This is a genomic window from Kribbella sp. NPDC051587, assembly GCF_044453945.1.
Classification (GTDB): Bacteria; Actinomycetota; Actinomycetes; order Propionibacteriales; family Kribbellaceae; genus Kribbella.
On sequence record NZ_JBITDE010000017.1, the window covers coordinates 71,726 to 84,592 of the forward strand.

Annotated in this window: 10 protein-coding genes; 8 read left to right on the forward strand and 2 right to left on the reverse strand. The window is 68.8% G+C overall.

Translation table 11 applies throughout. The annotated features are described in order from the left end of the window. Positions 1-3: 3 nt before the first annotated feature. From ACIA49_RS37920 to ACIA49_RS37950, 7 genes are read left to right on the forward strand one after another with little or no spacing between them, the layout of a single operon-like run. Positions 4-855, forward strand: coding sequence for a hypothetical protein (locus ACIA49_RS37920; RefSeq protein ID WP_396383115.1), 852 nt, complete (start codon positions 4-6; stop codon positions 853-855). After that, positions 855-1,772 carry a hypothetical protein gene (locus ACIA49_RS37925; RefSeq protein ID WP_396383116.1) on the forward strand — a complete coding sequence of 306 codons (918 nt, stop codon included), beginning with the start codon at positions 855-857 and terminating at the stop codon, positions 1,770-1,772. Before ACIA49_RS37920 ends, ACIA49_RS37925 begins: the two co-directional genes overlap by 1 nt. A gap of 1 nt (position 1,773) precedes the next feature. Next, the gene (locus ACIA49_RS37930; RefSeq protein WP_396383117.1) at positions 1,774-3,432 is read left to right on the forward strand and encodes a hypothetical protein; all 1,659 of its coding nucleotides are present in this window, start codon (positions 1,774-1,776) and stop codon (positions 3,430-3,432) included. Continuing rightward, positions 3,419-4,927, forward strand: a complete 1,509-nt coding sequence (locus ACIA49_RS37935) for an SCO6880 family protein (RefSeq protein WP_396383118.1) — start codon at positions 3,419-3,421, stop codon at positions 4,925-4,927. The genes ACIA49_RS37930 and ACIA49_RS37935 overlap by 14 nt, the downstream gene beginning before the upstream one ends. Next, positions 4,924-6,558 carry an ATP/GTP-binding protein gene (locus tag ACIA49_RS37940; protein ID WP_396383119.1) on the forward strand — a complete coding sequence of 545 codons (1,635 nt, stop codon included), beginning with the start codon at positions 4,924-4,926 and terminating at the stop codon, positions 6,556-6,558. Before ACIA49_RS37935 ends, ACIA49_RS37940 begins: the two co-directional genes overlap by 4 nt. Beyond that, on the forward strand, positions 6,551-8,401 hold the full coding sequence (locus ACIA49_RS37945; protein ID WP_396383120.1) for a type IV secretory system conjugative DNA transfer family protein: 1,851 nt from the start codon (positions 6,551-6,553) through the stop codon (positions 8,399-8,401). Before ACIA49_RS37940 ends, ACIA49_RS37945 begins: the two co-directional genes overlap by 8 nt. Next, complete coding sequence (locus tag ACIA49_RS37950; RefSeq protein WP_376033766.1) at positions 8,391-8,765, forward strand: DUF4913 domain-containing protein; 375 nt, start codon at positions 8,391-8,393, stop codon at positions 8,763-8,765. Before ACIA49_RS37945 ends, ACIA49_RS37950 begins: the two co-directional genes overlap by 11 nt. On the opposite strand, the gene ACIA49_RS37955 is transcribed toward ACIA49_RS37950, so the two are convergent. Then, a complete protein-coding gene (locus ACIA49_RS37955; RefSeq protein WP_396383121.1) occupies positions 8,762-9,256 on the reverse strand; it encodes a hypothetical protein in 495 nt (164 codons plus the stop codon). The genes ACIA49_RS37950 and ACIA49_RS37955 overlap by 4 nt on opposite strands. A gap of 26 nt (positions 9,257-9,282) precedes the next feature. Next, positions 9,283-10,605, reverse strand: a complete 1,323-nt coding sequence (locus tag ACIA49_RS37960) for an MATE family efflux transporter (protein ID WP_396383122.1) — start codon at positions 10,603-10,605, stop codon at positions 9,283-9,285. A 362-nt stretch (positions 10,606-10,967) separates the two neighbouring features. On the opposite strand from ACIA49_RS37960, the gene dnaB reads away from it, so the two are divergent. Then, positions 10,968-12,824, forward strand: a complete 1,857-nt coding sequence (dnaB, locus tag ACIA49_RS37965) for a replicative DNA helicase (RefSeq protein ID WP_396383123.1) — start codon at positions 10,968-10,970, stop codon at positions 12,822-12,824. Positions 12,825-12,867: the final 43 nt, after the last annotated feature.

Here is a 12,867-nt window from a genome sequence, read left to right on the forward strand (position 1 = left end):
ACGGTGGGGTTGTTCAGCAGGAGTTCCGGCTCCGACGACGATGGCGGCGGCGACGGCGAGTCGACCGGCTTCTGGCAGGAGCGAGGGTTCGTCGCCGCCGCGGTCGTGCTCGGTGCGGTGGTCATCTGTCTGGTGCTCTGGGTGGTTCTCCGAGGCTCCGGTACGCCGGACGCGCAGCCGCGGCCGACGCCGGTACCGACGGTCACCGATCCGACCAGTGGGCCCACGGACGAGCCGAGCGGACCTGCCACGCCGACCGATGACCCGACCGCGACGCCGACGGTGACCAAGCCGCCGGTCCTCGGGTCCGGCGGCTGTAAGACAGCCAACCCGCCGCAGGGGATTCCGCGGGTGGCGCCGGTCGGTGTCACCTGGCAGTTCGAGGACGACATGCTGTTCCCGGCCCAGCAGGCGGCCGGCCCGGCCGCGATGGACCGCAACGGGGTCCGCTCGTGTTTCGCCCACTCGCCGACCGGCGCGGTGTTCGCGACGTTCGTCCTGCTCGCCCAGATCAAGAACCCGGCGCTGACCGCCGACGTACTGGCCACCCGGGTCGCTCCGGGACCGGGCCGGAACGCCGCCATCGCCCAGAACCGGGCCACCCCGACGCCGCGGGACGAGAACCAGTCCGGCCAGTTCGCCGGCTTCAAGGTGATCGACTACCAGCCGGACCGCGCGATCATCTCGATCGCCGTCCGGTTCGACGAGCGCACGGTCGGTGCGCTGCCGGTCACCATGGTCTGGAACGGCAAGGACTGGCAGGGCAAGTTGCAGCCCGACGGCAGCTTCAACGGCAGCACCCAGCCGGACCTGCTCGGATCCCTGGAGAGCTACGTCGGATTCCAGGGGGCGTGATGATCGTTCTCGGTTGTTCGCTCGCGCCCTGGGACTGGGACGACTGCGTCGAGGAGTTCCTCGGCGAGGTGGTCCGCCGGACCCTCACGCCGATCTTCAAGTTGTTGCTCAAGGCAATCGCCGATGTGGTCATCGAGGCGGTCACCGCGGTCCTGAAGGCGGTCGGCTTCCTCTGGGTCTACCTGCCCACGCCGCAGGCCGACGACAGTGGCGCGGTCTCCTGGATCCACGACCGGACGACGTACATCATGCTCTCGGTCGCGACGATCGCGGTCATCATCGGCGCGATCCAGATGGCGATCTCGCACCGGGGTGAGCCGCTGCGCGACATCCTCAAGTCGCTGCTCACGATGGTCGTGGTCAACGCCGGCCTGCTGTCGGTCGTCTCGGCGCTCACCCAGTACGGCGACCAGTTCTCCCAGTGGGTCATCAACGAGGCGCTCGCCTCCGACAAGGCCGAGCACCACGACTTCCCGACCATGCTGACGAAGGTGATGGTCGATCCGCTCAAGGATCCCGGGGAGTTACTGGGGTTCGCCCTGGTGATCTTCATCGGCATCCTGATGGTGATCACCGCGATCATCCAGCTCGCGCTGATGATCGTCAGATACGCGATGCTCGTGCTCCTGGCCGGGATCTTCCCGTTGACCGCCGCGGCGACCAACACCGAGATGGGGATGATGTGGTTCAAACGGTCGCTGGCCTGGCTGGCCGGATTCATCATCTACAAACCCGTGGCCGCGTTGATCTACGCGGCCGCCATCTTCATGATCCACACGCCGACGGTCCCCGACGGGGTCACGGCGGAGAAGGGGACACCGCAGCTGATGAACATCATCATGGGCGTGACCATGATGCTGCTCGCCGTGGTCGCACTACCGGCCATTCTCCGTTTCGTCTCGCCGAAGACGTCCTGACATGAGCCCCCTCATCCTGATCCCGCTCTGCGGAAGCTGGCTGGACTGTGTGTGGCAGGCCATCAAGGACTGGATCGGCGACCAAGTGAAGTGGTTGATTGGCATGATCTTCCAGCCGATTCTCGACGCGATCTCCTCGGCCGTGACGGTGATCATGGGCACGATCGGCACCTTCTGGGTCTACGTCCCGACCCTGCCGGTCGGAACCGACACGATGGGCAACGATCCGGGCCGCCCGGCCGCCGGGACAGTGCAGTGGATGTGGGACCACACGCAGTACATCGCGTTCTTCGTCGCGGTGATCGGCGTCCTGGCCGCCTGCATCAAACTCGCCTACACCCAGCGCGGCGAGTCGGCCCGCGACATCCTCCGCTCGCTGATCACGCTCGGCGTCGCCTCCGCGCTGGCGGTCGGCGTCTGCCAGGCGCTGATCGAGTTCGGTGACCAGTTCTCCCGGTGCATCGTCACCACCTCGCTGATCGACAGCCCGGACAGCCCGTGGAAGTGCGATCCCGGCGACCTGGTGGCGGCCGCCGCGGACGGCAAGGCCAAGAGCTTCGGCGGCGCGATGACCGCGATGCTGTCGGTCTCGGCGACGGTCGGCCCGATGGGGATCGGGCTGGCGATCGCGATCGGCATCCTGGCCATCCTGGCCGGCGTGATCCAGATCGTGCTGATGGTGGTGCGCAGTGCGCTGCTGATCCTGCTGGTCGGCATGCTGCCGATCGCGGCCGCCGCGACGCACACCGAGATGGGCCGCAACTGGTTCAAGAAGCTGCTCGGCTGGATGTTCGCCTTCGTGCTCTACAAACCGGTGGCCGCGATCATCTATGCGACCGCGATCAGATTGACCTCGAACAACGGCCAGGGCCTGAACGTCAACACCGGTGGCGAAGCGGCGAGCTCGGTGATGAACATGGTCACCGGTCTGACCCTGCTGGTGCTCGCGCTGTTCGCCCTGCCCGGCCTGATGCGGTTCATCGTGCCGATGGTCGCGGCGACCGCGGGTCAGGCCGGGGCCGGCATGATCGCCGCCAAGATGGTCGGCGCGGACAAGCTGGCCGGCAAGATGCAGGACTCGATCGACGAAGGCAGTAGCGGGAGCGAGGGCGGCAGCGGTGACGGCCCGACCGGCTCCCAGAACGTCGGACGCGCCCGGAACCAGCCACAGAGCACTGGCGGCCAGAGCGGTGGCGGTGCCGGCCAAGGCGCGAGCGGCGGAGCAGGTGGTGGCCAAGGTGCTGCCGCAGGTGCCGGCGGTGGCGGTGGCGGCGGTGCAGCAGCCGGAGCAGCCGGCGGTGGCGGTGGAGCGGCGGCTGGTGGAGCCGCGGCAGGTGGTGGCGCTGCGGCCGGTGGTGCCGGTGCGGCCGCCGCGCTGGGCCCGGCAGCCGCTGTGGCGGCTCCGGTCGCGATCGTCGCGGCCGGCGTCAAGGCGACCAAGCAGGTCGGCGAGCACCTCGCGGCGGAGACCCTCGACGGGCCTCAACCCGAGGGCGGTGGCGGCGGTGGCAGCCAGGGCGGTGGTGGCGATGGACCGTCGGGCAGTGGAGGATCTCCCCGGGACGTGAACCGGGACCGGCAGCGGGAACAACGCCAGTTCCGCGACGACGACCGTGACCAGGGCAGACGAGAACCGGACGGACCGCGTGGCAGCAGCTGACAACGTACGAAGCGCTCCGCGCACCTACGGCAACTGGCGCCAGCCCGCCTCGGCGGGCATCGCCGGCCTGGGGTCGCTCGGTACCGCCATCATGATGGGCGGCCTGCTGGCGACCATCTTCTCGATGATGGCCGGCGGCCTCATCGGCGCGGTGATCTGCCTGCTGGTCGTCGGCGTGATCCTGCTGCTGCTGATGACCAAGGACAAACACAACCTGTCCGCCCTGCAACGGCTCTCGACTCGCATTGGATGGCAACGAGCAAAGATGGCGAAGCACAACATCTACCGTTCCGGTCCGCTCGGCCGCACCGCCTGGGGCAAGTTCCAGATCCCCGGGCTGGCCGCCGCCTCCCAGCTGAGCGAGTTCAAGGACTCGTACGGCCGGCCGTTCGCGCTGCTGTTCTACCCGAGCACGCGGCACTTCAGCGTCGTGATCAACGCCGAGCCGGACGGCGCGTCGCTGGTCGACGAGGAGCAGATCGACATCTGGGTGGCGCACTGGGGCCAGTGGCTCGCGTCGCTCGGCCACGAGCCGGGCATCGTCGCCGCCTCGGTGACGGTCGAGAGCGCGCCGGACACGGGCATCCGGCTGCGTCGCGAGGTCAACCACAACGTCCAGCCGGGCTCGCCGGCGATCGCGCAGGCGATGCTCGCCGAGGTCGTGCAGAGCTACCCCGAGGGTTCGGCACTCGTGTCGGCCCGGGTCGCGCTGACCTTCAAGGGCACCGATCGCAACGGCAAGCGCCGCAAGGAAGAGGACATGGGCCGCGAGCTCGCGTCCCGGCTTCCCGCACTCACCCAGAGCCTGAACGCCACCGGCGCCGGCGCGGCCCGTCCGGTCACCGCGCAGGAACTGTGCGAGACGATCCGGATCGCCTACGACCCGGCGTCCGCCGTACTGATCGATGAAGCGCGCAGCCAGGGGATGGCGCCGGAGATGCAGTGGACCGATGTCGGTCCGGCCGGTGCGCAGGCGTTCTGGGACAAGTACCGGCACGACTCGGCCTGGTCGGTGACCTGGCAGATGACGCAGGCGCCGCGCGGCGAGGTGTTCTCGTCGGTGCTGTCGCAGCTGGTCGGTCCGCACAACGACATCGACCGCAAGCGCGTCACCCTGCTCTACCGGCCGCTCGACGCGGCCACCGCGGCGCGCATGGTCGAGGCCGACAAGCGCAACGCGTCCTTCCGCGCCACGACCACCAACCGGCCCTCGGCCCGGACGATGGCCGAGGCGCGCGCTGCCGACCGGACCGCGCAGGAAGAAGCGCGCGGGGCCGGCCTGGTGAACTTCGGCATGGTCGTCACCGGAACCGTGATGAGCGCCGAGCAGATCCCGGACATGATCGCCGCCATCGACAACCTGGGCGCGACGGCGCGGGTGCTGCTGCGACCGGCGTACGGGTCGCAGGACTCGGCGTTCGTGGCCGCGCTGCCGCTGGGCGTCGTACTGCAGAGCCACCTGGCCGTCCCGGCCGGTCTGCGGGAGTCGCTGTGAGCAAGAAGAAGCAGACCCCGACCGACCCCTCCCGGGGCGGCAAACGGCCGATGCCGCGTGGCTGGCCAGGAGCGGCGGCCGGCTACTCGACGTACGTCCAAGCACCACAGGAGTGGCGCGGTACGACGGTCCAGGTGTGCGGCATGTGGCCGTTCTCGGCCGGTACCGGCAGCCCGATGGTCGGCGTACCGATCGGCCGGAACATCCTCTCCGGCGCGACCATGTGCTGCGACCCGATCAGCTGGTTCATGCGCGCCAAGCTGATCTCGAACCCGTCGATGTTCGTCCTCGGCAAGCCCGGTCTCGGCAAGTCGACGATCACCCGCCGGATGGCGCTCGGCCTCGCCGGGTACGGCATCCAGCCGCTGGTGCTCGGCGACCTCAAGCCCGACTACAAGGACCTGATCGAGGCCCTCGGTGGCCAGGTCATCCAGCTCGGTCGTGGCCGCGGGCACCTGAACATCCTCGACCCGGGCGAGTCGCGGGAGGCCGCGCTGCGGCTGACCGGCAAGGCCCGCGAGGCGATCCAGGCCGACGCGCACGGCCGCCGGCAGACGATGGTCTCGGCGCTGATCTCCATCATGCGCTCGGCCCCGCCGACCGACCGCGAAGAGACGATCATCGACGAGGCGCTCAAGGTCCTCGACGAACGCCACACCGGTACGCCGGTGCTGCGCGACCTGCTGAAGGTGGTCCAGGACGCGCCGGACCGGGTCCGCAACGTGGCCCTGGACCGCGGCAGCCTGGACCGCTACCGGCAGATCACCGAAGGCCTGGAGGCCTCGCTGATCGGTCTGGTCGGCGGTGGCCGGCTCGGTGAGATCTTCTCCGAGCAGACCGACAACCCGATGAAGATGGACCGGCCGGTCGTCTTCGACGTCTCCAACATCGACGACTCCGAGACCAACCTGCAGGCCGCCGTACTGCTGGCCTGCTGGTCGTACGGATTCGGCGCGGTCGCGGTCTCGCAGGCGCTGGCCGATGCCGGCCTCGAACCGCGGCGGCACTACTTCGTCATCCTCGACGAGCTGTGGCGGGTACTGCGCGCCGGGCGTGGTCTGGTCGACCGCGTCGACGCGCTGACCCGGCTGAACCGGCAGCGTGGTGTCGGGATGGCGATGATCTCGCACACGATGTCCGACCTGCTCGCGCTCGAGCACCCCGAGGACCGGATGAAGGCCAAGGGCTTCGTCGAGCGGTCCGGCATGGTCATCTGCGGTGGTCTGCCGCGCGCGGAGATGGAGAACCTGAACGAGGTCGTGCCGATGTCGGAGGAAGAGCGGAACATGCTCATCGGCTGGCAGGACCCGCCCGCGTGGGACCCGGCCACCGGCGAGGAGGCGGCGCCTCCCGGCCGAGGAAACTTCCTGGTCAAGGTCGGTGGCCGCCCGGGCATCCCGGTGCACGTCGGCCTCACCTCGGTCGAGCGCGAGATCAACGACACGAACAAGCTCTGGCGGACCGGTGCCGACGGACGGCCGTTGAAGGTCGAGGTCGCCGAGGACGGAACCGAGGAGGTCGTCGAGGAGTACAGCTTCGACGACCCGGCGATGCTGCCGCCGCCCGACCCGACCACCCGGGTCGTCGCACGGACAGAGCCGGCACGGACGGAGACAGGGAGCCATGGCTGACGGCAAACGCACCACCGGACCGGGCGGGCTGTCCGTCGAGACGGTCCTGATCTTCATCGGCTGCGGACTCTTCGCAGTCGTCGTCGGCGGGGTCTGGGGTGCGCTCAAGGCCGCCGCTGCGATCGACGGCACGCGCGCCGTACCGGGTAACCCGGTCAGCGCGCTGTCCCAGCTGATCCAGGGCCGGCTGCGCTGGTCCGGCTCGGCGACCGGCGTACTGATCCTCGAGATCGTGCTGCTGATCCTGATCGCCGGCACGGTCTGGTTCCTGCTCCGGCGCCGCCAGGAGTCGGTCGGGCGGGTCGACAAGCAGGCGTTCCTGATGTCGAAGCGCTCCGAGATCTACAAGCTCACCCGTGAGGGTGCGCAGGGCATCGCGAACCGGCTCGGCGCCGGGCACGCCGGTCCGGGCATCCTGATCGGCCGGACCGTCCGGGACAACCTGGAGGTCTTCGGGTCCTGGGAAGACATGCACGTCGACATCTGGGGACCCCGTACCGGTAAGACGACCTCCCGCGCCGTACCGGCGATTCTGGACGCGCCTGGTTCCGTGGTCGCCACCTCGAACAAGCGGGACATCGTGGACGCCACCCGCGGCCCGCGGCTCGACAAGGGCCCGGTGTGGGTGTTCGACCCGCAGGAGGTCTGTGAGGAGCCGCCGAACTGGTGGTGGAACCCGCTGACCTACATCACCGACGAGACCAAGGCACGCGAGATGGCGGAGCACTTCGTCGCCTCACAGCGTCAGGTCGGTGCTCAGACCGATGCGTTCTTCGACTCGGCCGGTACCGACCTGCTGGCCGGTCTGCTGCTCGCTGCGGCCGTGGCCAAGCGTCCGATCACGCAGGTCTACACATGGCTCGCGGACCAGCGCAACGACGAGCCGGAGCGGATCCTGCGCAACACACCGGGCCTGCAGTTGTCGGCTGACGCACTGTCCGGTGTCATCAACGCACCGGACAAGCAGCGCGCCGGTGTCTACGGCACTGCGCAGCAGAGCGCGCAGTTCCTGGTCAACCGCAAGGTGACCCGTTGGGTCATCCCGCAGGGACCGAACGACACGCGGCCGCAGTTCAACCCGCACGAGTTCGTCCGCCAGGGCGGCACGCTCTACAGCCTCTCCAAAGAAGGAGCCGGTACGGCGGGGCCGCTGGTCACCGCGTTGACCGTCGCCGTCGTGGAGGCGGCCGAGGAGTTCGCCAAGGGCTGCCCGATGGGCCGGATGCCGAACCCACTGGTCGGCGTACTGGACGAGGCGGCGAACGTCTGCCGCTGGAAGAACCTGCCCGACCTCTACAGCCACTTCGGTTCCCGCGGCATCGTGCTGATGACGATCCTGCAGTCGTGGGCGCAGGGCCAGGAGTGCTGGGGCGAGCACGGCATGGAGAAGCTGTGGTCCGCGGCCAACATCCGCGTGTACGGCGGTGGCGCGTCCGACGCGAACTTCCTCGAGCGGCTCAGCAAGCTGATCGGCGACTACGACATCATCTCCAACTCGGTCTCGTACAACGAGGGCAAGCGCGGCACCAGCCGGCAGACGCAGCGGCAGAACATCCTGGAGATCTCCGATCTCGCGGCGATGCCGCCCGGCCGGGCCGTGGTGTTCCCGTCCGGTATCCCGGCCACCATGGTGAAGACCGTGCCGTGGTTCACCCGTGCGGACGCCGGAGTGGTCAAGGCGTCGTTGGCGAAGTACGACCCGGGTGCTTCGGCGCCGCAGGTCACGCAGGGTGGGGCCGGGGCGAACCCGTGGGTGACCGGCGGTCAGCAGAGCGGTCCACCGCCGCTGCCGACCGGCGTACCGGTGTGGGAACAGACAGAGGAGCAGCGTCGTGGATGGTGAGCAGGAACTCTTCTACCCGCATGTGGCGGCGTTCGTCGAGGACCGGTTGATCTACCTGTACTCACGCCGGATCGGGCAGCAGTACGTGTGGTGCCCGGAGTGGTTCCGGCACGCCGAGGCCCTGAGCCGGCTGGACTCGATCTGGCGCGCCTGGGAGCACCTGCGGCTCGACCCGGCGACCGGTATGTCGGTCTGGTGGCGGGACCACGCGGACCCGCACATGATGACGCTGCTCGACCCCGACGGCCCGTTCGCGGCCTGCCGGGGTACGCACACCGACTACCCGATCCCACCGCTCCCGGTCGAGGAGCCACCGGCCGGCCTGTTCTTCGACCAGCGCCAGCCGAACGTGCGGGGGATCTAGAGCTCCAGGTCGAGACCTGGGTTCTTCTCGCGCTTCTTGATCTTCCGGGGCTGGACGAACTTGCGCGCCTCCGGCGGCTGAGCAGGCCGCCGGGCGGCGTCGCTCGCTGGTGCCTGCTCACGAGGTGCTGCGGCGAGGTGGTCGTCGTACGCGGCTGCACTGTCCTCGCGGTCGCCGGCGCGCTGGTAGCGGCGACCTGCCGCGGCGGTGGCATCGGCACCGGGCTCGTCCGGGTGAGCGGCCGCCTCGTCGAGCAGATGGTTGCCGTGGGCATGGTCGCTGCGGGCCTGGCGCCGCTCGGCGTCGGCCAGCTCACGGTGCCGGGCACTCGCGGCGTCGTTGGCCTCCGCGAGGCGGATGGCCTCGGTGGTCTCCGCAGTGGCGTCGAGCGTCTCGCGGCGGTCGCGGACCTCCTCGAGCTCGCGCTCCTCGTGCGCAGCTCGCTCGAGCTCTTCGCGCTCCTCGACCAGTTCGTCGTCCTTGTCGGCCATGGGGCCACGATGCCGCATCTCCGGGGTCAGCGGGTAGCCCCTGTGACCAGCCAAGCGTCCCGCCGCTCCCTGGTGACCAGAGTGAGCAGCCGGAGCAGCATGAACCCGCCGAACGCCCACCAGAGCGCCACTATGCCGCCGTCGAACCACAGCACGCTCAGAGCCAGCGGTACGTAGACGAGGAGGGCTATCACGCCGGCAATCGCCAGATAGCGGCCGTCACCTGCTCCGATGAGTACGCCGTCCAGGACGAAGACCACGCCGTTCAGGGGCTGCCAGATGGCGGCGACGAGGAGCACTGCGGCAAGTGTGTGGCGCACTGCTGGGTCTGTGGTGAACCACGGCACGTAGACCGAGCGCAGGCTCCAGAGCGCGAGCCCACAGATCACTCCGGACCAAAGGCCCCACCACATCATCCGGCGCGTGATGGAACGAGTACCTGCGACATCTCCGGCGCCCAGGGCGCGGCCGGTGAGTGCCTGGGCGGCGATGGCGATGGCGTCGAGTGCCAGCGCCAGGAAGTTCCACAGGGTGAAGGCGACCTGGTGTGCCGCGACTGACGTCGTACCGAGTGCGGTGGCGACGAAGGTGAGCAGAATGATTGCCGCACGCAACGTTAGGGTCCGCACGATCAGCGGGATCCCCATCTGTGCGGAGGCAAGGATCCCGCGCAGGTCGGGGCTGAGCTTCGCACCGTCGCGTCGGGCACCTCGGACCACCACTACGACCAGTGCGACGCCGGCTCCGGTCTGGGCGATCGCCGTACCGAGTGCTGAGCCTGCGATGTTCAGGTGCAGGCCGTAGACCAGTGCGACGTTCAGAACGATGTTGGCCAGGTTGGCCGAGATGGCCACGACCATGGGGGTCTTGGTGTCCTGCAGACCACGCAGTACGCCGGTAGCCGCGAGCAGGATCAGCATGGACGGGATGCCGAAGCAGGAGATGCGCAGATAGGTCACCGCGTAGTCGGCGACGTCGGGGGAGGGGTTGAACGCGTTGATGGCTTGCGGTGCGAAGAGGAGACCGGCCAGAGCCAGTACGACGCCCAGCAGCAGCGCGAGCCAGAGTCCGTCGATGCCCTGAGCCAGTGCGCCCTTGTGGTCGCCCGCGCCGATGCGGCGTGCGACGGCCGAGGTGGTCCCGTAGGCGAGGAAGACGCAGATGCCGACGAGGGTCTGCAGGACGGTACCGGCGATGCCCAGGGCGGCCAGCTGCGGCGTACCGAGGTGGCCGACGATGGCGGAGTCCGCGAGCAGCATCAGCGGCTCCGAGACCAGGGCCACGAAGGCGGGAACGGCCAGGCGCAGGATCTCCCGATCCTGGTCCCCGACCCAGCGGTTGCGGCTCACTGGAGCGAGGTTACCCACGGCCTGTGGGTCCGCCTGTGAAAGCTTGGTGACTTTTTTCTCTCCACAGTTGTGCACTGGAGAAACCGCAGGTCAGAGGCCTGTTGGGGATTGTTGTCCCCAGATATCCACAGGGTTGTTCCCAACCTGTGCACAGGGCTTCCCGGGGTTTCCCACAGCTCTTCCACACCCCCTGTGGACGGCTGGCTGGCACCTGGGGACACGACCGGCGTACGGTCGCGTGCCTGGGTACATGGGCGCGGCAGATCGCGCGGCGGATTTCTGTCGGTTGATGCGGCTAGGGTTCGAGCAGGTGTTCGAAACTTGGCTGTCCGGGGGCAGCGGCGAACGACGGAGGTCGGACAATGAGCGTGGCGGAGTTCCGCGGCGGCCAGGACGGCGGCGGCCGCGAGGAGCGCAACCCCGAGATGGGGTTCGATCGCACGCCGCCACAGGACCTGGCCGCGGAGCAGTGTGTGCTCGGCGCGATGATGCTGTCCAAGGACGCCATCGCGGACGTGATCGAGACCCTGCGCGGGACGGACTTCTACCGCCCGGCGCACGAGTCCGTCTTCGACGCCGTCACCGACCTGTATGCGCGGGGTGAGCCGGCCGACGCGATCACCGTCGCCGCCGAGCTGACCAAGCGCGGCGACATGGCCCGGATCGGCGGCGCGCCGTACGTGCACACCCTGGTCGCCTCGGTGCCGCTCGCGGCGAACGCGGGCTACTACGCGCACATCGTCCGCGAGAAGGCGATCCTGCGCCGGCTGGTCGAGGCCGGCACCAAGATCGTCCAGCTCGGCTACGCGGGTGAGGGCGAGGTCGACGACGTCGTCGACGAGGCGCAGGCCGAGATCTACCAGGTCACCGAGAAGCGCACCACCGAGGACTACGCGCCGCTGAAGGACATCATGGAGGGCGCCCTCGACGAGATCGAGGCGATCGACTCCCGCGGTGACTCGATGGTCGGCGTCCCGACCGGCTTCACCGACCTCGACGAGCTGACCAACGGCCTGCACCCCGGCCAGATGATCATCGTCGCCGCCCGCCCCGCCATGGGGAAGGCGCTGGCCCTCGACACCCCGCTGCCCACCCCGACCGGCTGGACCACGATGGCCGAGGTCGCCGTCGGCGACCAGCTCCTCGACGCCGAAGGCCTGCCGACCACGGTCGTCGCGGCCACCGAGGTGATGGTCGACCGCCCCTGCTTCCGGCTGTCGTTCTCCGACGGCAGCGCGATCGTCGCCGACGCCGAGCACCAGTGGCTCGTCGAAGACGGCCGTCGCCCGGTGGTCTGCACGACCGCCGACCTGTTCACGGCGATGTCAGCGAGTCCCGGACTGACACCGCCGATCCCCGGGTCGGCGCCGCGCCAGATCACCGGGCACGGCTTCCCGGCCGCGCTCTCCAGCGAGGGCGACCGCCGGATCGAATGGATCGACGAGGTCCCGAGCGTCCCCGTCCGCTGCGTCGAGGTCGACAACGCCGCCCACCTCTACCTGGCCGGCAAGACCATGATCCCCACCCACAACTCCACCCTCGGCCTCGACTTCGCCCGCTCCGCCTCGATCAAGCACGGCCTCACCTCCTGCGTCTTCTCCCTGGAGATGAGCCGCAACGAGATCACCATGCGTCTGCTGTCGGCCGAGGCCAAGGTCCCCCTGCACCACATGCGCAACGGCAAGATGACCGACGAGGACTGGGCCCGCCTCGCCCGCAAAATGGGCGAGGTCTCCGAAGCCCCACTCTTCATCGACGACTCCCCGAACCTCACCATGATGGAGATCCGCGCCAAGGCCCGCCGCCTCAAACAGCGCCACGACCTCCGCCTCATCATCATCGACTACCTCCAGCTGATGACGTCCGGCAAAAAAGTTGAGTCCCGCCAACTCGAAGTCTCCGAGTTCTCCCGCTCCATCAAGCTCCTCGCCAAGGAGCTGGAGCTCCCCGTCGTCGCCATCTGTCAGCTCAACCGAGGCTCCGAACAACGCTCCGACAAACGCCCCATGGCCTCCGACCTCCGCGAATCGGGATCGCTCGAACAGGACGCTGACATGGTGATCCTGTTGCATCGTGAGGATGCTTACGAGCGGGAGTCGACGCGGCCGGGTGAGGCGGACTTCATTGTGGCCAAGCACCGCAACGGTCCTACTGCCGATATCACTGTGGCGTTCCAGGGTCACTACTCGCGGTTCGTGGACATGGCGCACGACAGTTAAAGGCTTCGCGTTGGCGATGTGAGGTCGGCGATCATCGAGGGGT

Bases quoted from the DNA above. Each gene is read 5' to 3' on its own strand.
- dnaB (WP_396383123.1), top strand. From the start codon at position 10,968: ATGAGCGTGGCGGAGTTCCGCGGCGGCCAGGACGGCGGCGGCCGCGAG.
- ACIA49_RS37930 (WP_396383117.1), top strand. From the start codon at position 1,774: ATGAGCCCCCTCATCCTGATCCCGCTCTGCGGAAGCTGGCTGGACTGT.
- ACIA49_RS37925 (WP_396383116.1), top strand. From the start codon at position 855: ATGATCGTTCTCGGTTGTTCGCTCGCGCCCTGGGACTGGGACGACTGC.
- ACIA49_RS37955 (WP_396383121.1), bottom strand. From the start codon at position 9,256: ATGGCCGACAAGGACGACGAACTGGTCGAGGAGCGCGAAGAGCTCGAG.
- ACIA49_RS37945 (WP_396383120.1), top strand. From the start codon at position 6,551: ATGGCTGACGGCAAACGCACCACCGGACCGGGCGGGCTGTCCGTCGAG.